Source organism: Lactobacillus kullabergensis (genome assembly GCF_000967195.1).
In the GTDB taxonomy this organism is placed as follows: Bacteria; Bacillota; Bacilli; order Lactobacillales; family Lactobacillaceae; genus Lactobacillus; species Lactobacillus kullabergensis.
Genome location: NZ_KQ033871.1, coordinates 1599742 through 1620331 on the forward strand (window position 1 = coordinate 1599742; position 20590 = coordinate 1620331).

A 20590-nucleotide genomic window follows, 5' to 3' on the forward strand; every position below is an offset into this window, starting at 1 on the left:
CTCATTTTTAATCTTATTTCCAATTCGGATCATCAGACAAAGGCAATTTATGCCAGTAATCAGGTTTATTTACCTGACGACCGCGAGCAATCGCCATATCATATTTGGCCACATCTTTGGTAATTGTTGAGTCTGCTGCCACAAAGGCATGGTCAGCAATATTAACTGGTGCAACTAAAGTAGCACCTGAGCCAATGAACGCACGATCACCCACGTTAGTATGATCTTTTTTCACGCCGTCATAATTAGCGAAAATAGTGCCACAGCCAACATTAACATCTTTACCCAAAGTAGCATCCCCGATATAAGTCAAATGACCTACTTTAGAATTTTCACCAATTTCAGCATTTTTAATTTCTACAAAGTTTCCGATATGGACACCCTTTCTTAGGATTGCTTTAGGGCGCAAATGAGAATTAGGGCCAACATCTGAAAATTCATCCATCTCAGCTTGTTCAACTGTTGAAGAAGTTACAGTAACATTGTTACCAACTTTGGAATCAATAATCCTGGAGCCAGAAGTTATTAAACAGTCGTTCCCAATTTCAGTATTGCCCTTAATCACGACATTGCCTTCAATCTGCGTATCACAGCCAATTTTAACATTCGCATCAATATAAGCCGTATCAGGATCAATGAAAGTTACACCATTTGCCATATGCATTTTATTAATCCTTTTTTGCATAATTTTGGTAGCTTGAGTCAAAGCTGATCGATCGTTAACTCCCAGGCTCTCGCTGAAATCTGGCATTTTGTATGCACCAATTCTTTGACCTTCATTACGCAAAATTTCTAGCACATCAGTTAAATAATATTCTCCTTGAGCATTTTGATTATCGACCTTTTTTAAGGCACTAAATAACAATTGATTGTCAAAGCAAAAAACACCGGTATTAATTTCGTTGATTTTTAATTCATCTGCTGTGGCGTCTTTTTGTTCAACAATCCTTAAAACATTATCTTGATCGTCTCGAATAATGCGACCGTAGCCATAAGGATTAGGAGCTTGAGCGGTCAAAACGGTAGCCGCATTGCCTTTGCTTTGATGGTAATTAAATAATTTTTGAAAAGTTTGGCTTGTAAATAATGGCGTATCACCTGTAATTACCAAAGTAGCACCTTTTTCTGCTGCTAACTCATCTGCAGCAGTTAAAACTGCATCGCCCGTACCAAGTTGCTTTTTTTGTAAAACAAACTCAGACTTAGCGGCAAGCACTTTTTTAACTTCTTCTGCACCATTACCCACAATTGTAACTATTTTATCTGGTTTTATTGCTTGCGCTGCTTCAACAACATATTCGACCATTGACTTGCCGCATACTTGGTGTAAGACCTTGTACAACTTTGATTTCATGCGGGTTCCTTTGCCCGCTGCCAGAACAATTACAAACTTTTTCATTAATTTTAGCCTCTTTTATTTTCCTAGATTATTATTATATTTTAGTATATCATCTTATAAACTAAAAGCGGTCAAAATCGGTGTGCGCAATTAACGAACCTGGCTCTGCCACAATGACTTTCTTTTTGTCGTCAATTCTTTTAATTTTTACTAAAGAAAGATGGCCCTCAATTAATTTAACATCATCAAAATCTGCTTCACATAAAACGCAAACACCAGCAATATTACCATTAAATTCTCTAACTAATTGCTGCATTCCTGTTAAAGTACCACCCGCCATCATATAGTCATCTATGAGCAAAACATTAGAATTTTCTTTTAACACTCTAGTTGGCAATTCCATTTTAGAAACACGATCAAGTGAAGAAGAAATATAGTTTACTGAAACCGTCGCACCTTCTGTTACTTTTGAACGTTTACGTGCAATGATAAATGGCACATTTAAATAGCGTGCAACTGCCTGTGCTAAAGCAATACCCTTAGTTTCAATAGTCATTACAACATTAATGTCAGAATATGCATACCTGGTGGCAATTAATTTGCCTATCTTGTCTAAGTCTTGCGGATTACCAATGATATCGGACAGGTAAACGAAACCTCCCGCTAAAATACGGTCAGGATCTTCAATACGACTAGCCAGTTCATTTAAATACTTCTGAGCATGCTTTTTACCCCAAAAAGGAATATAGCGCACACCACCAGCCGCACCTGCTACAGTTTCTAAAATACCATCTTGATTATTTGCTAAGGTGTGTTTCAAAATGGCAAGGTCTTCCGAGATCGAAGACTTTGCCGCACCATATCTTTTTGCAAAAAATGGCAGCGGAATTAAGTCATGTGGTCGTTCCATCAAATATTTAGTCATATCAACTAATCTCTCTGAACGTTTCATAGAATTACCCTCCTATTGTTTGTCTTTTGCCAGTTACTACTATACACTCAACCATAAAAAAAGGCACTAACATTTTACCAAATGTTAATGCCAAAAAGTATTATTTAGATATCGCTTTAGTTTTACTGCACAGCGTTATCAAATTTTAATGTAATGTTTTTGGTTAACAAATCCGTATAACTATAAGAAACATGTTCAAAATTGTTTGAATCTTGGTCTAAATCAACTACAAAAACTGCGGGAAAAGTATTCTTTAAAATTCCACGTCTTTTTGTAACTTTCTTACGTCCGGCTCTTGCAACTACAGTCAACGAATCACCCAAATGTGAATCCAGCTTACTCTTAATGGTCATAATAGATGTTGGCAATGAAAACAACTCCTTTGGAGTGAATTATACCACTTTATTATTATTTTTTCAATTCTTTTTAAAAACAACCACAGAATATTTTCGTCAATTTTTAACTGGGACACTTGCAGCAATTTGGACAAATTGCTTAAGAGTCAGCTGTTCAGGACGAACTCGGGAATCGACGCCTAACGACTTAATTAAATGTGTTCGATCTTCATTGTTCGGTATGAGTGCTTTCAAGTTGTTATTTAATGTTTTCCGCCTTTGTGCAAAGCACATCTTAACTACCCAATTAAAGTGCTTAGAATCAGCTATATCGATTTTACTTTCTGCGGGCAAAGGTGTTAAAACCACGACACTAGAGTCAACCTTTGGTCTGGGAATAAAGGAAGAACTTGTTACAGTCATAAATGTCTTAACGGCCATTTCTGTTTGAACGGCGATTGTTAAAGGCCCATATTCTTTTGTTCCTGAATGAGCACTTAAACGATCTGCCACTTCTTTTTGCATCATCAGCGTTAAACTAGCAAATTCTAATTCAGAATTATTAAGGAAGAAAATAATTGGCGTTGTGATGTAATAAGGCAAATTCGCTACAACTTTGACCGGTTTGCTTAAATCAAAAAAATCTTTCAAATCTTGCTTAAAATCAGCCTTCAGTATGTCCTCTATCTTTAATTTAAAACGTTGATCCAAAGGATAACCGTTTATTTTTTTCGGTAATTCATTTTGTAATACTTTTAAAAGATTTTCATCAACTTCATAAGCAAAAACCTTTGCGCCGGCATCCAGTAATTGCTCAGTTAAGGAGCCAATCCCAGGGCCAATTTCGATTACCTGGTCATCGGGTTTAATTGCTGCCGCTTTGACAATACCATGAAGAGCGTCCAGGTCTACTAAAAAATTCTGACCCAGGCTCTTTTTAGCTTTCATAAAATAGCGATTAATAATTGCCTGAGTTCTAACAGGGGAACCAATGGGAATCTCACTGCTCATCTTGTACCTCCTCAACTGCTTCTTTAAGTTCAGAAAGTGAAATACCAAAAGTTTGTAAACGGTGATAAAACTGCTTACCATTTCCATAACCAATGCGCAGTTTATTGCCAACTTTTTCACGTATTTTGCGTGAATTAGGGCCACTTGCTAAACCCAATTTTTGATACTTTTCTCTTGTTAAATCAGTATTTGGCACCTTTTTTTCATGTAAATCACTCAGAGCTTTTTTTAAAGCCTCTTTTGATGCATGTTCAACGCCAAGGGAACCTTTTTTATGAGGCTCTCCCTCTTTACGAGTAATAAAAGCCTGTTTAGCTGTTGGTACTGCCTGAGTCACCAGACGCCTTATTCTCTCACCATTTAAATCAGGATCAGTCAAAACAATAATTTCTCTTTTGCATGCCAATTCCTGCAGTTCCGCAAGTACAGTTTCAGGAACATCTGAACCATTGGTTTCAATTGTTTCAATACCTGGGAAAAATTGCTTAAGCCGAATTGTATCGTCTTTTCCCTCAACGACTACGACGGCATCAAAATGTTTTTTAGTTAAGTCCATAGACCCTCATTGTATTTGCATATGTTGCCTGAGCAACCTCATCTAGCGGAAGACCTTTTAATTCAGCAATTGCACGTGCCACATAATAAACATTACCCGGTTCATTTTGCCTGCCGCGGTATGGTTTAGGAGTGAGATAAGGTGCATCAGTTTCAACCAATAACCGTTCTAAAGGAGTTTTTTGAGCTGCTTCATGTACCTCCACCGCTTTAGTAAAGGAAACAACCCCAGAATAAGAAAAATATACATTCAAATCTAAGAATTTGGTCAGCCATGAAATGTCACCGTTAAAGCTATGCAAAATTGCACCATATTCCAAATTGCTGTTTTTTAGTATTTCGTAACAATCCCCAAACGCATCTCTAGTGTGGATATCAACTGGCTTTTTTAATTCATAGGCCAGTTCAACCTGCCTGGCAAAAACTTCTCTTTGTTTGTCACGCGGAGATTCATCCCAATAATAGTCAAGTCCTACTTCACCTACGGCCACAACCCCGGGAAGCTGCACTTGCTCGATCAGTAAATCTTCTGCTTTTTGGTCATAATCTTTGGCAACATCAGGACAATAGCCCACCATCGCATAGACTTGCGTAAAACGTTGACTTAAATCAATGGCACGCTTGTTAAAATCAGGATCCTGCCCTGCACAAATTATTTTAGTCACACCCAGTTTTTGCGCACGTTCAAGATAAAATTCTTCTTTACCGCGAAACGGCTCATCCTGTAAATGAGTATGGTTATCAATTAACTCCATTAACTTAGTTGTGCCCCGACTTCATGCTCGTCACCAACTAAAGCTAATTTTACTTTGCCATTTTTCTCACTGGACAAGAGCATACCCTGACTCAAATGACCCAGCATCTTGCGCGGCTTAAGATTAGTTACAGCCAAAACTTTTCTACCCAATAATTCACTGGCATTAGGATAATATTGCCGGATACCACTTAAAATCTGTCTTTCATCACCATTGCCAAAGTCCATTTGGAATTGCAACAGTTTCTTAGACCCTTGAACAGGCTCAACAGATAAAATTTTGCCAACTTGAATTTTTACCTTAGCGAAAGCGTCAATTGAAATTTCCTTATCTTTACCTTGTTCATTGCGGCTTTCTTTCTTTGGCTTAGCTTTAGCCATCTCATCTTGAATGTATTTAATTTCTTCTTTAGGCTCAACTCTTGGGAAAATCGGTTTTGGATCAGAAATAACATTAATACTCCAAGCACATGCACCAAATTCAAATTTCTTTTCTTCATCGTTCTTCCAGTCAAGACCTAATTGTCTGAACATTTCAACTGGAGTTCTGGTCATAATTGGAGCAATCAACAAAGCAATAATTCTCAAACTTTCTGCTAAGTTTGACATTACACGAGTTAAGTCAGCTGTTTTGCCTTCCTTATTCAAATTCCAAGGCATAGTTTCATCAATATACTTATTAGCACGATTAATAAACTTCCAAATATCCTCGATTGCCTGAGTAAAGTGCAGAGTATCCATTTCTTTTTTGTAGCTGGCAATGACGTCTGCTGCAGTTTGGGCTAAATCCTTACCCAAGTCATCCTGCTCTTGCGCAACGGGTTCAACTTTTCCATTTTGATACTGATTGATCATTGAAACAGTTCTGTTAAGCAAGTTGCCTAAATCATTGGCCAAGTCATAGTTAACCCGTTCAACAAAGTCCTCTGGAGTAAAGACACCATCAGAACCAAACGGCAAGGCCCGCATCAAGTAGTAACGCAGTGCGTCCACGCCATAACGGTTAATAATAGATTCAGGATAAACAGCGTTGCCCTTTGATTTGGACATCTTGCCGTCTTTCATTAAAACCCAGCCGTGACCAATAACATGCTTAGGTAATGGTAATCCCAAGGCCATCAGCATAATTGGCCAGTAAATAGTGTGGAAGCGCACAATTTCTTTACCTACCAGATGAACATCTGCAGGCCAGTATTTCTTAAATAGAGAATCATCATCCGAACCATATCCCAGAGCTGTAATATAGTTAGATAAGGCATCAATCCAAACATAAACAACGTGCTTAGGATCACTTGGAACAGGGATACCCCAGGAAACAGTGGTTCTAGTAACTGAAAGGTCTTCAAGACCTGGCTTTAAGAAGTTGTTGACCATTTCCTTTTCACGAGTGTGAGGAAGAATAAAATCAGGGTGATCTTGATAATATTGATAAAGTCTATCAGCATATTTACTCATCTTAAAAAAGTATGAAGGCTCTTTAACAAGCTGCACTTCATGACCTGATGGAGCCTTACCACCAATCACATTGCCATCATCGTCTTTATAAACTTCAGCCAATTGCGATTCTGTAAAGTACTCTTCGTCTTCTACGGAATACCAGCCAGTATACTCACCAAGGTAGATATCCCCCTGTTTTAGCAACTGTTCAAAAATTTTTTGGACGCCTTTTACATGCTCTTTGTCAGTAGTACGAATAAATTTATCATAAGAAATATCAAGGCTTTGCCACAACTTTTTATAAATAACTACCATTTTATCTACAAATTCTTGCGGTTTAACTCCCTGCTTCTCAGCTTTCTGCTCAATTTTTAACCCATGCTCATCAGTACCGGTTAAAAAGAAGGTGTCGTATCCTTGACTACGCTTGTAGCGCGCCATTACATCTGCAGCGATAGTAGTATACGCATTACCGATAGTCAATCGGCCAGATGGATAGTAAATTGGTGTTGTAATATAAAAAGTTTTTTTATCAGCCATATTCATTTTCTCCTTAATTTTTGTTTAATTATATTATATTATACTACACCAATAAAAAAGCGAATTCCTTACGGAGTCCTCTTTTTTAGTAGATATTTAGCATTTTAGGCTTATTTTTAGATTAAAAATTTTTCACTCTTTAAATAGAAATGCTTGATAACTGTAGTCAGTAAAATATATAGAACAAGTATACCAAATACTACCCACATGAATTCAATTGGCATCTTGCCAAAACCCAGTTTTGTTGCTAAAAATGAAAATGGGATCAATGTTCCAATTACTCCAGCTCCAAATGTAGCTAAAGTTACTCCAGGTGCAGCATGCTGTTTAATAAACGGCAAACGTGGATCACGCAAAGCATGAATCACCATTTCCTGAGTCCAAAGTGATTCAATAAACCAACCAGTATGGAAAAGTGCCACAAATGCCACTTTTTGTGTTGCTCCAAGTGCGCTGTAATTTCCACCTGTTAATTGGGGACAAATCACAAAGAATAATAAGGCAAATGTCAAAATATCAAAAACAGATGAAGTTGGGCCGAAATAAAACATGAATTTAGGCAGCTTTTTGGTTGACCAGGTACGTGGCTCTTTTAAAAACTTATCAGACATATCATCAAATGGCAGTGACAGACAACTAGTTCCATAGAGCAGGTCAAGAACTAACAGCTGCAATGGCAGCATTGGCAGGAACGGCAGGAAAGAAGAAGCTACCATAATTGACAGGATATTACCAAAATTGGAAGAAAGCGTGATCTTGATATATTTCATAGTGTTGCCAAATACTTTGCGCCCGATTCTCACGCCTTCTTCTAGTACATTCAAATCTTTATGCAGCAGAATAATATCAGCTGATTCCTTGGCAATATCCACAGCAGTATCAACAGAAATTGAGACATCAGCCGCTTTCATCGCTGGAGCATCATTGATGCCATCACCCATGTAGCCTACTGTATGACCGTTTTGCTTTAGCAGGTTAATAATTTTGGTTTTATCTTCTGGTGATAGTTTGACAAAAATGTTGCACTCTTCCACCATTTTAGCTAATTCTTCTGGTTTCTTACCCTCTAAATCTGCACCTGAATAAACTGTGTCAACATTCAAACCAACTTGCAGACCTACAGTTCTGGTAACAGCTTCATTGTCACCTGTTAAAATTTTAACGTTAATGCCGTCATATTTTAGACGAGCTAATGCATCTTTAGCGCTCTCTTTAGGAGGATCAAGAAAGGCCAGATAACCACATAAAATAAGGTCATTCTCATCTTTAACCGAAAATTCGCCAACAGGAGCAGGATTACGCTTATAGCCCAGCATGATAACGCGCAAGCCGTCATCATTCATGTCGTTAACCTTAGCCATTACTTTTTGTTTTCGCTCAGGAGTTAAAGGTAAAATTTGCCCGTCAACTTCAAGTTTAGTGGCCACAGCCATCATTTCTTCTGAAGCACCCTTAGTTACTAACAGGTGCTCACCATGTTGCTCATCAGAGTTTTCCACCACGACGCTCATGCGCCTTCTGGAAAAATCAAAGGGAATTTCATCAATTTTATTGTAATCACGCTGAATTTCACTGATATCTAGTTCATCGCCAGCTGCTTCAATAATTGCTTTATCAATCAGATTTTTCATTCCCGTTTGATAATTAGAATTAAGATAACCTAATTCCAAAATACGCGGATTTTCTCTTAAGTTGAGATCATAATGACGTTCCAAAACTACTTTATCCTGCGTTAATGTTCCCGTTTTATCCGTACACAAGATATCAGCAGAGCCAAAGTTTTGAATTGAATTCATCTTTTTAACAATTGTGCCTTTTTTGGACATCTCAATTGACCCCTTGACTAGATTGGTGGTCACAATTACAGGCAGCATCTCAGGGGTTAAGCCAACAGCTGTAGCAATTGAGAAAATTAAAGCATTGACCCAATCACCTTTGGTAATGCCATTAATGATAAGGACCAAAGGTGCAATGATCGCAGTCATGATAATCAATAATTTAGAAACATTTTTGATACCAATGTCAAAGGTAGTATTCTTAACATCATTATGTGAAATATCATGAGCCAGTTTGCCGAATATAGTTCTCTCACCAGTAGCAAAGACAATGCCCAAACCTGAGCCGGATACGATTGTCGTGCCCTCGTAGAGAATGTTGGGGTAATCAAGATAGTCGCGATCAGCACTAAGTTTAGGTTTTTCTGTAGCAATCTTTTCTACTGGATTTGATTCACCATTTAAAGAACTAGATGAACAAAAAAGGTCCTTACTAGTCAAAAGGCGCATATCGGCTGGTACCATATCTCCAGCAGCCAGGCGAATTACATCACCTACCACTACTTCACTGGTATCAATTTCCTGGTCTTTGCCATCACGAACAATATCTGTTGTGACAGAAACCATTTTTAATAGTGAATCTACCGCATTTGAGGACCTAACGTTTTGTACAAAACTGGTAATACCAGAAATTAAGACCATCGTTAGCATAATGGCAACGGTTGTCAGATCTTTTTCACCTGCTGGCACAAAGATATAATCAGTAAACAAAGACAAAGTTGCTAGAACTAGCAATACTAATGTAAAAGGAGTAATAAAAGCTTCAGCTAAAAAACGCAACTTAGAATTATGTTTATTTGAAGCAATAGTATTAGAACCATATTCCTCCCTATTTTCTTCAGCCTGCTTGCTGGTTAGTCCGTTACTGCTCGCATGTAGCCTCGCCAAAGTTTCTGATCTGCTTTCCTTGGCAATTGCCTTAACCAGTGCCAAATCTTTGTTGCTAGTTGTGCCATTTGGTTTTTTCAGCATTATCCCCACTCCTCATCACATAATTAATCCAAACAAACTAAAAAAGAGCCGCCCATGCTAACCGCTTGGCGTCCCTTTTCAATAGGTATTATTATACTCATCGTTCAGTTTTAACACTACGTGACGTAAGTCTTACAGCTAGCTATCTGGTTTTCGCCTTATATCGACGAAAACTATTTGACCCGTTGGCATCTCTGGATGTTTCCGGGCGATAGCATTTGTTCACGTAGGAGTCTCACCTAACAGTTTATTTGTTGTTTATTTAATTTGCATTGTGAGTGTAATACATAACACATGATAAAGTCAATATTTTTATCTTTTTTTATTTATCTTTTTTTAGGTTCAAATTATTTTTGAAGAAATAAATCAAACCGCCAATTAATAAAGCAAGCGCCAAGGCTATAGGCAAGGCCAACCTGTGAGGGTGAGAAAGCTGTGCCCGCTCATCACTGGTCAAATCATACTTATCCAGTGAATATTGGTAACGTTGATCAATAGTAGTGGCACATGCTCTAAATACAAAACGCAAGCCTTCATTAAATTTCTTTTTATTAGTGCTACGCAATTTATCTGATTGCGATCGAATGATATTGCCTCGCACATCGGCCGAAAATGCGCTGTGCAAGTCTTTACTGGAATAAATTTGCACGTTGCGCTTTTTATTTTTAGTGCCAACAACAATAAAAACCGTCCGCTTATACTTATTTAACTTTGCTGGTGTCAAGTGATCAGTGCGATTCACCGTTTTTACAATAATTTGTGGCTGCTCACTAGTCTGAAAATAACGATCATTTTTCGCTAAAATTAATTTGCTGGTTTCACGCTCAAGCAGATTGCTGTTATCTTTAATATTAGGACTTGAAAAACCGGTCATTGTTAGAAAAATACCAATTAAAGCAGTAAATAATACTAGTTTAGTTTTCAGCGTCTTCCAGTTTATGGGCCAGTTGCTCCACATATTGCCGATCGATCTTAATTTGTTCATAAGGAACCCCGCAGTCTTTAAAAAGTTTAATCGCAAGTGGGCTGTCATTGTAATCAAAGTAATAATTGATTTTTTTCACTCCAGCCTGCACTAATGCTTTAGCACAATTATAACAGGGAAAGTGTGTGACATAAATTTCTGTGTCATCGGTTGAAACGCCGTTACGCGCACATTGAATCAGTGAATTCATTTCAGAATGAATGGTGCGCACGCAGTGCCCATCAACCAGTTGGTGTCCAACATCATCGCAATGAGGTTGTCCCGTAACAGAACCGTTATAACCGGTGCCAATGATCCGATTCTTTTTTACCAAAACACTGCCTACTAATGCCCGATCACATGTTGAGCGCTGAGCAATTACTAAGGCCTGCATCATAAAGTACTGCTTCCAAGGAATTCGCTTACGCATTTTTTTACCTCTTAAAATAATTCAAACCGATTGCATCCCTTACCTCTTGTAAGGTCTGGTTTGCTACTTCGTTTGCTTTTTTAGAGCCCTCAATTAACATATCATAGACAGCAGATGTATCCTGTTCATATTTAGAGCGTCGCTCGCGTATTGGAGCCAATTCTTTTTCCAAGACTGTATTTAAATAACGCTTAATTTTGACATCACCCAAGCCGCCTTTTTGGTAATCTTCCTTCAATTGCGCTACCTTATTCTTGTCAGGATCAAAAATATCAAGGTAGGTAAAGACAGTATTGCCCTCTACTTTGCCTGGATCTTCAACATGGATGTGCTGGGGATCAGTATACATTGACATTACTTTTTGTTCAACGGTCTTGGCATCATCAGACAGATAAATAGCATTATTTAAGGATTTGGACATTTTGGCATTACCATCTAGACCAGGCAAGCGCCCCTCACCCTTTTCTGGGAAGTAGCCTTTAGGTTCTACTAAGACATTGCAGTTATAAACGCGGTTAAAAGTGCGCACAATTTCACGTGCTTGCTCTAGCATCGGCTCTTGGTCATCCCCAACGGGTACCAAAGTTGCCTTAAAGGCTGTGATATCAGCTGCCTGTGATACTGGATAATTTAAGAAGCCCACGGGAATGGAATCGTTAAAACCTTTTTGCTTGATCTCAGCTTTAACAGTTGGATTACGCTCTAAGCGGCTAACTGTAACTAAATCCATATAATAGGCTGTCAATTCAAACAAAGCCGGTATTTGTGATTGAATAAAAACTGTAGAAATTTCAGGATCGATGCCAACTGCTAAATAGTCCAACGCTACTTGAATTAAACTTTTTTGAATTTTTTCAGGATTACGGGCATTGTCAGTCAGTGCTTGCGTATCAGCAATCATAATATAAGGATGATATTCACCGGAATTTTGTAATTTGACCCTGTTTTTTAGTGAGCCAATATAGTGTCCTACGTGCAATTTTCCTGTTGGGCGGTCACCTGTAAGGATAACTTTCTTTTTCATCATAATCTGCCTTCCTTAAATAATTAAAATCTTTTTAATATAATAATTTATAATAATTCTACCAAAAATCACGTAATGATTAAACACGGAGGAAAAAATGTGCAATCAATTTCAGCTGCCAAGCCTGGCAGAAATTAAAAAATACTTAGCAAACGACTTAAATTTACCACTAATAGAACCAGCAAGTAATTTGCCCCAAAATCAAAATATTTTTCCTAAGGGAATTGCCCCGGTACTAGTCTACACAGATAATCAATTACAATTGTTGCCTAAATCTTGGGGTTATCCGAGTCCGTATGATCACAAAAAAGTAGTTTTTAATGCCCGTATTGAACGTTTTTTTGAAGAAAAACATTCCATGTGGGACTCTTCCTTTGCCAAGTCTCGCTGCATTATTATTGCCAGTCAATTCTTTGAATCTGGTCATGATACCTATGAAGCTGGAAATGAACACAGGTATCATGAACGCTTTAGTTTCAAGAATGCAAATGCTGCTCTGACACTAATTGCCGGGATTTACCAAAAGGATCATTTTTCAATGGTTACTACTCAGCCAAATAGGACTTACGCTGAAATTCATAATCGGATGCCTTTAGTTCTCCAAGCTGCTGAGTTGCGCCAATGGCTATTCCAGAACTTTTCATCTTTAGTTGATCGCAGCCAGTTAAGTCTTAATTCTGTTAAGTTACCACCTAAAAAGTGACAACTATATCTCCAACTTAATTCAAATAACTTCTTGCTCCTATTTATTATTACGCAAATTTAGACTGGAACTCTTAAAAAATGACGCTGCTTTAGGAAATTTTTCCTTCAGCTAGCAGCTTACTTGTAAAATTTTAAAAAACAAAACTTGGTTTCGAAAACGAAACATGGTAAACTGTTTGAGTAATGCGGGTATAGTTTAATGGTAAAATGTTAGCTTCCCAAGCTGAAGATGCGGGTTCGATTCACGCTATCCGCTTAATTAAAAAGCAATGGCCATCAAAGTCATTGCTTTTTAGCTGCCGAATTATTAGTTACCAGCAATAAATTTAACTTTTAATTATAAATTATTACAACTATCTTTTTAAAAGGTAATTGCACTTTTTCTTGTTAGCTGGGCATTAAAATGTGCAAATAAATAATCAAGATCTCCAATGCAATCATTAGGGTGCAAGATTAGTTCCCTTGTATTGCAAAAAATAATTTGTAGAACTTAACAGGGTGATAACAACTTTTGAATAAAAAATAAAAGCCAGGAAACATTATTTCCTGACTTTTTCTAATTTCGATTATTAAGTCATAATCAGTAAAATAATTCCATTTAGCACTGCTAAATAGATTGGCATCCATAAAGTTTGCGTATAGAGGTATGACCAAGCAAAAAGCGCTCCAAAAATCATGTTAATTAATAATAGTGGCAGTGAGCTTTGCCAATTAAGTAAACTAAACAGAATTCCCGAAGTCAATATTCCTAGAATTGCAGTTAAAACAGTATTGCTCCTAAAAGCATAATTGAATAAAAAGCCGGTAATTAAAAATTCTTGTAGTATTGGTAAAACGATACCAATTGCAACTACTAAAAACCAGTAAGTTATTGTTGTTTCATGATGCAAATATGCAATTTGAAAATTATATAATTTAAGTCTGCCGTAGGATTGCAACCAGGAAACACTGATACGCAATGCTGTTACCACAGCAGTCAAACCAACGATCAAGCCAAAATTGCTAAGCCAAGATCCCGCGAAACTACGGTCAAAAAAGCGTTGTTCCCTATTAAAGCGATAAATAAAAAACAGTGAAACCATTAATGAGATAGTTGCAAATAAAATTAGATCCCAAATATGAATTGGTGAATTAGCAGTAACTAACTTAATCACCCCGGCAACCATCAAATAGCTAATAAAATAAATAAGATAGCGTATTATGTTGCCCTGCCTTGATGCTGGTGTATTCACAAAAATTACCTCTATACTATTATGTACCTTACAAGTTCCATATTATAGCAAAAAAAGATATCTATATAAAATATCAAGGTAATTTTTCTTAATCTACACTGATATTATTTATATCTTCTAAAGCAATTTTTTGTCCGTCAACAATAATGCCGTCTTCACTATAACCATTGACAAAGCCGCAAATATCAGCTGGTAATTGATTATCGCTGTTCATAACTTTAACCTGCAGATGGACTATGCGGTGATTGCCATATGCTTTAAGCAGCAGCAAGCTTATGTCCTCTATATTCATAGTTTTTTTAACGGGATGCTGCACGCTGCGCTTTTGCTTATCTTTGTTAATTGCCATTGTATGATCGCTTAAAAAGAAGCCTTGCCACTTTTTCATTTTGCGATCTTGATAGTTTTTAAAAAAATCTTGGACAATTTTATCAAAATCATTCATATGCATTTCCGCCATTATGCCCGCCAACTAAACTGCTACGCCTGATTGCTGTTGCACCTTTAGCCAAGCTCGATGCTTTGACCAAACTGGTAAAGCCATATTTCTTTCTGATTCTATCAATAGTTATGTTTATAGTACGTTTTTTTATCTGCTCAGAAGCTGGAACAAAAAAAGTTAATTGCTGGCAATTATCAGGTTCTAAGCGACTACAATTGACTCCTAAGGCTCGGACCGTTTCTCCATGCCAGTTTTTACGGAAAAGAGCCAGTATTTCTTCAACTAATAAATCATTATCATTAGTAGGGCAAATTTTTTGCTGCACATTAAAGCCCTTACGACTGCCATCTTGTTCGTACTTAGAAAAGCCAACAAACAAGCTGATACAGCCTGCTTGTAAACGGTGTGCCCTTATTCTGGCACCCACCTGCTCGCCTATTTCACGTAAAACTATTTCTATTTCTCGCTGATTCGTATAATCACGGTTTAAAATCTGTGAATTGCCGTAATTTTTCATTATGGGAAAATATTTTTCACTAATAATGCTACGATCAACTCCCCAGCTAATCGCAAATAGCTGTTCGCCAATCACGCCAAACTCATTTTTTAAAATTGCTGGATCAGTATGAGCCAATTCATACATATTGTTAATATGCAGGCGGCGCAAACGTGCAGCTATTCTTTTGCCAATCCCCCAAACTTCTTCCATATCTTTAATTTGCCAAATTGTATCGGGTACATCAATATAATGCCAATAATCAATCATCGAACACCGATGTTTAGCAGAAATGTCCATAGCTAGTTTAGCTAGCAGTGGATTCTCTCCTATTCCGCAAGTAGTATAAAGACCAATCTTATTTTTTATTTCTACCTGAATTTTGCGAGCAACCAGATAAGGATCATCCCCAAACAAACGCCAAGACTTGGTCATATCAATCATACTTTCATCAATTGAGTAAACATGGATATCTTCATCTGATGCATATTTCTGAAAAATTTTCAATACCTGCATGCTACGTTTAATATACAAATTCATATGTGGGTCTGCCAAAATAAGGTCTGGCGCTTCTTTTTTCGTAGGTAAATCACGTACCCGCATAACATTAGTTAACCCATATTTTTTCTTTGCTAAAGGTGAGGCTGCCATAATTAGCCCCGAGCCATAATTTGTATGTGGCTGATGCGAAACAACTGCTAACACAGCTTTCATTGGGTTTAGACCTAATTGAAGTGCCTCACAACTGGCAAAAAATGATTTGTTATCAATCATAAAAATTAAACGATGGGGCTCATAACGATAATCATACATTGCTTTCACTTCCTAATGCAAACTCATGTTCGCTAAAATAAATTATACAAACACCAGTTCGAATAATCAAGTGAAAAATTATTCAATTGCTTCAATCGTTACCTGATATTCCCCTGCCGGAGCCTCCACTTTAACAGTTTTGCCAACTTTCTTTTTCATGATAGCCTGACCTAATGGCGAGTCGAAAGCTATTTTACCAGCACTGATATCTGCCTCCATTCGGCCAACAACTTGGTAAATCTCAGTTTCTGCATCATCACCAAATTTTAATGTAACCGTTTTGCCCAGATCTACCTTGCCGTCAGCTGTTTTTTCAACAATTTCTGCATATTTCAACTGCTTTTCCAAATAACGCAAACGACTCTGAAGGTGTCCTAAATCACGTTTTGCCTCTGTATATTCGGTATTTTCAGACAAGTCACCCAAGGAGCGTGCTTCCTGCAAAATTTTAATTCTTCTAGGTCTATCTTTTTTCAAACTAGTAATTTCATCTTTAATTTTTTGATAGCCTTGAGGCGTCATTTTTTGATAATAAACCAAAATATTCTCTCCTAATTTTTTCTTTTCAATATTATCCACAAGCTATAATTACTTTTATGGAGGTTCTAATTTTTATAAATTAGCACTCTAAAAATAATAGTGCTAAATATTTCCTTTTTATGAATCTGCATACTATAATAATAATTGTAAGGAAGAAATGAAAGTCTTCTGTTACAAATATATAAATTTTGAAAGGAAGTTTTTTACTATGGCAAATGATATGATGAATCGGCACAATGATTTATTCGATGCGATGAACGATTGGTTTGATCTTCCAAGAAAATTTTTCGATGATAACGAAGTAGCAAAATTAATGCAATCAGATGTTGTTGAAAACGACAAAGAATATGTAATCAAAGTTGACATGCCTGGAATGGACAAGGATAAAATTCACCTAAATTACAATAATGGTATTTTAAGTGTATCAGGTTCAAGAAAGTCATTTAAAGATATGTCCAAGGATAACAGCATTATTCACCGTGAAAGAAGTGAAGGTCACATTTCACGCAGCTTCAGATTACCAAACGTAGTTGCAAGTGATATTCATGCCAAATACGATAACGGTGTATTGACAATTACCCTGCCAAAGCAACAAGCTGGCGCAAGCGATAACTCAATCCAAATTGACTAATTGTCTTCAAATTATCAAAGTATATTAACTCACTGAAATAGCAGAAAGTCTATTTAAATTTGTCTGAACTGTTTTTAAAATAAAACATATCAGAAGCACCAAAATAAGCCATCCTGATCAAAGTCGGGATGGCTTATTTTGTTTCTAGCTACTTTTTAGATTTTTCTTTAGCAGCAGATTTAGTAGTAAAGTTTTGAGACTATGTTTCATTTAAAATTCCAGGATTATTAACAGAACCTGTTATTTTAAATATTATTTTTGCACGTACTTCCTTCTATAGATTCTTTTATGCAGTATTTAAAATTCGCAAAGACAATTGATATCTATTTGCAATAGTTTTAATCTAATAATATTAGTAAAATTTAATATTTAAAATTTTGCACCTTTGTCATTGTTAATACTAGGACTGCTAAAGTTTAGACTTAACTCTTTCTTCTCTTCTTTTCCCAATTTCAAGATTATTAGTTATTAACCTCAAATAATAGCTGCCCAGTCCACCACAGCCAGTGACGTTAAACCTAGGGCAAGTTTTCCTTAGGAGGAGTATAAATTGAGCAAAAATAATGACATATACATAGAAAATCGAGCTTCGAGTGCTGCTAAAAAAATAAATAAATTGAACATACCAGATGAAATTAAAAAACAATTAATTGATAAGAAAGTTTTTGATTTTTGGTTTAACAATAAAGAATTAAGAGCCCTGTCAGATAATATTGATATTGCAGGCGGTGAGAGTATCCAGTATGCAGCTAGTGGCAAATACGATAATCATACTGCACTGATAATTTGTACAAACATGCGTGTAATGATAATTAATAAGAACATGTTTATTGGGGGAGATTTTACAGATATACCACTTAATATGATTAATGGTGTATCAATAAAAACGCGACTTTTCTTATCTGACATTCAAATAACTAATGGAGCAACAAATATTTTTCTTAACGATTTAGATAAAACTGCGGCACCAATTTTAGCAGATACTATTAAAAGCATGTCACAGAATTACCAACAAAGTATTCAAAATGTTCCAGTACAAAATACAACAGATAATACTCAAGATATGATTGCAGAATTAAAGCAATTAAAAGAGTTAGTTGATGAGGGAATATTGACTGAAGAAGAATTTTCGGCTAAGAAGAAACAAGTTTTAGGATTATAAAACCAAAGCATGGTCAGCTATTGAACTCGTTTTTCTTTTAGATTAAAATATAAGGTAATTTAAAAATAGATTAAAAAAGGAGAATATATATTATGGCTCACAAACTAACTGTTCAAGAACTAGAAGAGTTTGCGAAAAACTTTAATGAAAAACCGCAAAATCAAGTTGTGGCACGAGCTGCTCAAAAAAGTGGTGTTTTTGCAGCATCTTACAATGAACGTGTTCAAGGCGAATTGACCCGTGTATTTTCAACAGAGCTGGATACTGAAAATGTTACTAACCAGCGCCAGTCAGGTCGTTGCTGGGAATTTGCCACCTTAAATATTTTACGGCATTATTTTGGCAAAAAATATCACTGCAAGAATTTTACTTTCTCGCAAAGTTACAACTTTTTCTGGGACAAAGTTGAACGGGCAAATATTTTTTATGACAATATTTTAGCTACTGCCGATGAACCGCTTGATTCCCGTACCGTAAAAGCATATTTAGACAGTGCTGGCGGAGACGGGGGTCAATTCCACATGGGTGCCGCTTTAATTGAAAAATACGGTGTTGTGCCTTCTAATGCAATGCCTGAAAGTTTTAATACCAATAACACTGCCGGCTTGGGTAAAGCTTTGGGCGATAAACTGAAAAAAGACGCTCTGGTTTTACGCAAGTTAAAGCAAGACGGTAAAGATGATGAAATAGAAAAAGCCCGTAAGAAGTTCTTAAGTCAAATTTACCAAATAACAGCAATTGCTGTTGGAGAACCACCTAAGAAATTTGACTTGGAATACCGTGATGATGACAAGAAATATCACTTGGATAAAGATTTAACCCCATTGGAATTTTTGCATAAATACATGGGCGATGTTGACTTTAATGATTACGTTGTACTGTCTAATGCACCGGATCATGAATATGATAAATTATATGGGCTGCCATTTGAAGATAACGTTGAAGGATCATACCGCATCAAATTCTTGAATGTCCCAATGGAATACTTGGAAACTGCAGCTGTTAACCAATTAAAAGATGGTGAAGCTGTGTGGTTTGGTAATGATGTTGGTGAACAGAGCGATCGTAAAAAGGGATATCTTGACAGCGACTTATATAAACTAAGTGATCTTTTTGGCGTTGACCTCAAGATGTCCAAAGCTGACCGCTTGCGTACCGGTGCTGGCGCTTCAACTCACGCTATGGCTTTTGTTGGTGTTGATGAAGATGGTGGCCATGTGCGTCAATGGAAAGTTGAAAATTCCTGGGGTGAAAAGAACGGTGACAAGGGTTTCTTTGTTATGAACAATGATTGGTTCAATGACTATGTTTATGAAGTTGTTGTCCACAAAAAGTACTTGACACCAGAACAAGTAGCTATTGCTGAAGGTCCAATTACAGACTTACCAGCTTGGGATTCACTAGCTTAAGCGAATTTATAACTAATAAAAAGACGAAATTCAAAAACGAATTTCGTCTTTTTTATATTACAAATAATTATTTACTTGCCACGTAATAATAGCTCATCAAATTTTTTAAAGAATAAATCTTTATTTGCTTTAGTTACCAAAGTAATTTCGCGTCCATTAGGATCATCTTCCATTCGTCCTGCAGCCAATCCCTGTGTAACCACCTTTACCCTGTGCTTTTCAGTGGCCAAAACGACTTCCGGATAAAGAGCACTAATTGTCGTTAATACATCCCAAAAATAAAGTTGCGAGCTTGGAATTGGGGGATTAACCAGCAGACAATAACCTTGCGCAACCAAATCTACAGCTGGATGTGCACGCATACTGGCCCAATGCATCCTTAATTCATCAGTTAATGGTAATTCTTCACTACTTTCAAGGCCGATAATTTGCATAGGAATATTTGATTTCAGAACTCTATCGACAGCAAACGGATCCCAAAAGGCATTCCATTCTTGCGTACCATCAACATTAACCTGAACAACATTACCATGACCATCAAGAGAGCCGCCCATCCAGTATAGTCGCTCAATTTTATCCGCAATTTGGGGATTAGTATCCAGCGCACGAGCCAAGTCGGTTAAGGGTCCCGTCATAACTAAAGTAACAGGTTGCTTTGCTGCCAAAATCTTTTCAACCATATCCAAATGAGCTGGTTTCGCTGCCATTTTAGTAATCATTTTTCCAGATTCGTTTAATAATGGCAGATAATTAAATGAATATGCCGCTTTACGCCAAGCTTCCGGAAACTGATTGACAGCTCTTGAATCTGATTTGGCGATTTCTAATTGATCACCCCTTAAGTTAAACCGGTCTGTCATCTTACGACAAACCTCAACAGCTGGGTCAACGTAACCATCCGCATCAATTGCGCCAACACCTAATAATTTAATCTCCGGTGCTTGCAAGAGTAACAAATATGATACTAAATCATCAATATTACCGTCATGATTAAAATAAATTTCTTTCATTA

20 protein-coding genes, 1 tRNA gene and 1 riboswitch are annotated in these 20590 nt (G+C 36.9%); of the genes, 5 read left to right on the top strand and 16 right to left on the bottom strand.

The genetic code is table 11. From position 1 onward, the window contains the following. Nucleotides 1–13 precede the first annotated feature (13 nt). From glmU to trpS, 11 genes are all read right to left on the bottom strand, one after another. A complete protein-coding gene (glmU, locus tag JF76_RS08070; protein ID WP_045928568.1) occupies nt 14–1399 on the bottom strand; it encodes a bifunctional UDP-N-acetylglucosamine diphosphorylase/glucosamine-1-phosphate N-acetyltransferase GlmU in 1386 nt (461 codons plus the stop codon). A gap of 61 nt (nt 1400–1460) precedes the next feature. Then, the gene (purR, locus tag JF76_RS08075) at nt 1461–2291 is read right to left on the bottom strand and encodes a pur operon repressor (protein WP_045928569.1); all 831 of its coding nucleotides are present in this window, start codon (nt 2289–2291) and stop codon (nt 1461–1463) included. Nucleotides 2292–2413: 122 nt separating this feature from the next. Next, nucleotides 2414–2659 carry a Veg family protein gene (locus tag JF76_RS08080; RefSeq protein WP_034978009.1) on the bottom strand — a complete coding sequence of 82 codons (246 nt, stop codon included), beginning with the start codon at nt 2657–2659 and terminating at the stop codon, nt 2414–2416. Between the two features lie 84 nt (nt 2660–2743). Then, nucleotides 2744–3637 (bottom strand): 16S rRNA (adenine(1518)-N(6)/adenine(1519)-N(6))-dimethyltransferase RsmA, encoded by an 894-nt coding sequence (rsmA, locus tag JF76_RS08085; RefSeq protein ID WP_045928570.1) that lies wholly within the window; start codon nt 3635–3637, stop codon nt 2744–2746. Then, nucleotides 3627–4193 carry a ribonuclease M5 gene (gene rnmV / locus JF76_RS08090; RefSeq protein ID WP_045928571.1) on the bottom strand — a complete coding sequence of 189 codons (567 nt, stop codon included), beginning with the start codon at nt 4191–4193 and terminating at the stop codon, nt 3627–3629. The genes rsmA and rnmV overlap by 11 nt, the downstream gene beginning before the upstream one ends. Then, a complete protein-coding gene (locus JF76_RS08095) occupies nt 4180–4947 on the bottom strand; it encodes a TatD family hydrolase (protein WP_045928572.1) in 768 nt (255 codons plus the stop codon). Before JF76_RS08095 ends, rnmV begins: the two co-directional genes overlap by 14 nt. Beyond that, nucleotides 4947–6923 (bottom strand): methionine--tRNA ligase, encoded by a 1977-nt coding sequence (gene metG / locus JF76_RS08100; protein ID WP_045928573.1) that lies wholly within the window; start codon nt 6921–6923, stop codon nt 4947–4949. The genes JF76_RS08095 and metG overlap by 1 nt, the downstream gene beginning before the upstream one ends. A gap of 116 nt (nt 6924–7039) precedes the next feature. Further along, a complete protein-coding gene (mgtA, locus tag JF76_RS08105; protein WP_045928574.1) occupies nt 7040–9730 on the bottom strand; it encodes a magnesium-translocating P-type ATPase in 2691 nt (896 codons plus the stop codon). Between the two features lie 88 nt (nt 9731–9818). Next, a riboswitch (M-box (ykoK) riboswitch) is annotated at nt 9819–9984 on the bottom strand. A 68-nt stretch (nt 9985–10052) separates the two neighbouring features. Beyond that, nucleotides 10053–10715: a TPM domain-containing protein gene (locus JF76_RS08110; protein ID WP_379854641.1), complete on the bottom strand. Its 663-nt coding sequence runs from the start codon at nt 10713–10715 to the stop codon at nt 10053–10055. After that, nucleotides 10645–11124 carry a deoxycytidylate deaminase gene (locus JF76_RS08115; protein ID WP_045928576.1) on the bottom strand — a complete coding sequence of 160 codons (480 nt, stop codon included), beginning with the start codon at nt 11122–11124 and terminating at the stop codon, nt 10645–10647. Before JF76_RS08115 ends, JF76_RS08110 begins: the two co-directional genes overlap by 71 nt. A gap of 4 nt (nt 11125–11128) precedes the next feature. After that, nucleotides 11129–12148, bottom strand: coding sequence for a tryptophan--tRNA ligase (gene trpS / locus JF76_RS08120; protein ID WP_045928989.1), 1020 nt, complete (start codon nt 12146–12148; stop codon nt 11129–11131). A 97-nt stretch (nt 12149–12245) separates the two neighbouring features. Between trpS and JF76_RS08125 the strand changes: the two genes are divergently transcribed. Both JF76_RS08125 and JF76_RS08130 read left to right on the top strand, forming a co-directional pair. After that, nucleotides 12246–12851: an SOS response-associated peptidase family protein gene (locus tag JF76_RS08125; RefSeq protein WP_045928577.1), complete on the top strand. Its 606-nt coding sequence runs from the start codon at nt 12246–12248 to the stop codon at nt 12849–12851. Nucleotides 12852–13038: 187 nt separating this feature from the next. After that, nucleotides 13039–13109, top strand: a tRNA-Gly gene (locus JF76_RS08130). Nucleotides 13110–13422: 313 nt separating this feature from the next. Here JF76_RS08130 and JF76_RS08135 read toward each other — a convergent pair. From JF76_RS08135 to greA, 4 genes are all read right to left on the bottom strand, one after another. Next, nucleotides 13423–14085, bottom strand: coding sequence for a CPBP family intramembrane glutamic endopeptidase (locus tag JF76_RS08135; RefSeq protein ID WP_045928578.1), 663 nt, complete (start codon nt 14083–14085; stop codon nt 13423–13425). Nucleotides 14086–14173: 88 nt separating this feature from the next. Then, on the bottom strand, nt 14174–14545 hold the full coding sequence (locus JF76_RS08140; RefSeq protein ID WP_244267937.1) for a hypothetical protein: 372 nt from the start codon (nt 14543–14545) through the stop codon (nt 14174–14176). Further along, nucleotides 14523–15836 carry a Y-family DNA polymerase gene (locus JF76_RS08145; RefSeq protein ID WP_045928579.1) on the bottom strand — a complete coding sequence of 438 codons (1314 nt, stop codon included), beginning with the start codon at nt 15834–15836 and terminating at the stop codon, nt 14523–14525. The genes JF76_RS08140 and JF76_RS08145 overlap by 23 nt, the downstream gene beginning before the upstream one ends. A 78-nt stretch (nt 15837–15914) precedes the next feature. Next, on the bottom strand, nt 15915–16376 hold the full coding sequence (gene greA / locus JF76_RS08150; RefSeq protein ID WP_045928580.1) for a transcription elongation factor GreA: 462 nt from the start codon (nt 16374–16376) through the stop codon (nt 15915–15917). Between the two features lie 208 nt (nt 16377–16584). Here greA and JF76_RS08155 point away from each other — a divergent pair, with 208 nt between their 5' ends. From JF76_RS08155 to JF76_RS08165, 3 genes are all read left to right on the top strand, one after another. Next, complete coding sequence (locus tag JF76_RS08155) at nt 16585–17007, top strand: Hsp20/alpha crystallin family protein (protein WP_034978036.1); 423 nt, start codon at nt 16585–16587, stop codon at nt 17005–17007. A gap of 550 nt (nt 17008–17557) precedes the next feature. Then, the gene (locus tag JF76_RS08160; RefSeq protein ID WP_045928581.1) at nt 17558–18169 is read left to right on the top strand and encodes a PH domain-containing protein; all 612 of its coding nucleotides are present in this window, start codon (nt 17558–17560) and stop codon (nt 18167–18169) included. 92 nt (nt 18170–18261) lie between these two features. Continuing rightward, nucleotides 18262–19578, top strand: coding sequence for a C1 family peptidase (locus tag JF76_RS08165; protein WP_045928582.1), 1317 nt, complete (start codon nt 18262–18264; stop codon nt 19576–19578). Between the two features lie 71 nt (nt 19579–19649). Here JF76_RS08165 and JF76_RS08170 read toward each other — a convergent pair whose 3' ends face one another. After that, on the bottom strand, nt 19650–20588 hold the full coding sequence (locus JF76_RS08170) for a nucleoside hydrolase (protein ID WP_045928583.1): 939 nt from the start codon (nt 20586–20588) through the stop codon (nt 19650–19652). Between the last annotated feature and the right edge of the window lie 2 nt (nt 20589–20590).

Excerpts from the sequence above, each read along its gene's own strand:
- JF76_RS08115 (WP_045928576.1), bottom strand. The coding sequence starts at position 11,124 with ATGCGTAAGCGAATTCCTTGGAAGCAGTACTTTATGATGCAGGCCTTA.
- JF76_RS08140 (WP_244267937.1), bottom strand. The coding sequence starts at position 14,545 with ATGGCGGAAATGCATATGAATGATTTTGATAAAATTGTCCAAGATTTT.
- trpS (WP_045928989.1), bottom strand. The coding sequence starts at position 12,148 with ATGAAAAAGAAAGTTATCCTTACAGGTGACCGCCCAACAGGAAAATTG.
- JF76_RS08145 (WP_045928579.1), bottom strand. The coding sequence starts at position 15,836 with ATGTATGATTATCGTTATGAGCCCCATCGTTTAATTTTTATGATTGAT.
- rsmA (WP_045928570.1), bottom strand. The coding sequence starts at position 3,637 with ATGAGCAGTGAGATTCCCATTGGTTCCCCTGTTAGAACTCAGGCAATT.
- glmU (WP_045928568.1), bottom strand. The coding sequence starts at position 1,399 with ATGAAAAAGTTTGTAATTGTTCTGGCAGCGGGCAAAGGAACCCGCATG.
- metG (WP_045928573.1), bottom strand. The coding sequence starts at position 6,923 with ATGGCTGATAAAAAAACTTTTTATATTACAACACCAATTTACTATCCA.
- JF76_RS08125 (WP_045928577.1), top strand. The coding sequence starts at position 12,246 with ATGTGCAATCAATTTCAGCTGCCAAGCCTGGCAGAAATTAAAAAATAC.
- rnmV (WP_045928571.1), bottom strand. The coding sequence starts at position 4,193 with ATGGACTTAACTAAAAAACATTTTGATGCCGTCGTAGTCGTTGAGGGA.
- mgtA (WP_045928574.1), bottom strand. The coding sequence starts at position 9,730 with ATGCTGAAAAAACCAAATGGCACAACTAGCAACAAAGATTTGGCACTG.
- JF76_RS08110 (WP_379854641.1), bottom strand. The coding sequence starts at position 10,715 with ATGAACAAATTAAGATCGATCGGCAATATGTGGAGCAACTGGCCCATA.
- JF76_RS08165 (WP_045928582.1), top strand. The coding sequence starts at position 18,262 with ATGGCTCACAAACTAACTGTTCAAGAACTAGAAGAGTTTGCGAAAAAC.
- purR (WP_045928569.1), bottom strand. The coding sequence starts at position 2,291 with ATGAAACGTTCAGAGAGATTAGTTGATATGACTAAATATTTGATGGAA.
- JF76_RS08155 (WP_034978036.1), top strand. The coding sequence starts at position 16,585 with ATGGCAAATGATATGATGAATCGGCACAATGATTTATTCGATGCGATG.
- JF76_RS08095 (WP_045928572.1), bottom strand. The coding sequence starts at position 4,947 with ATGGAGTTAATTGATAACCATACTCATTTACAGGATGAGCCGTTTCGC.
- JF76_RS08170 (WP_045928583.1), bottom strand. The coding sequence starts at position 20,588 with ATGAAAGAAATTTATTTTAATCATGACGGTAATATTGATGATTTAGTA.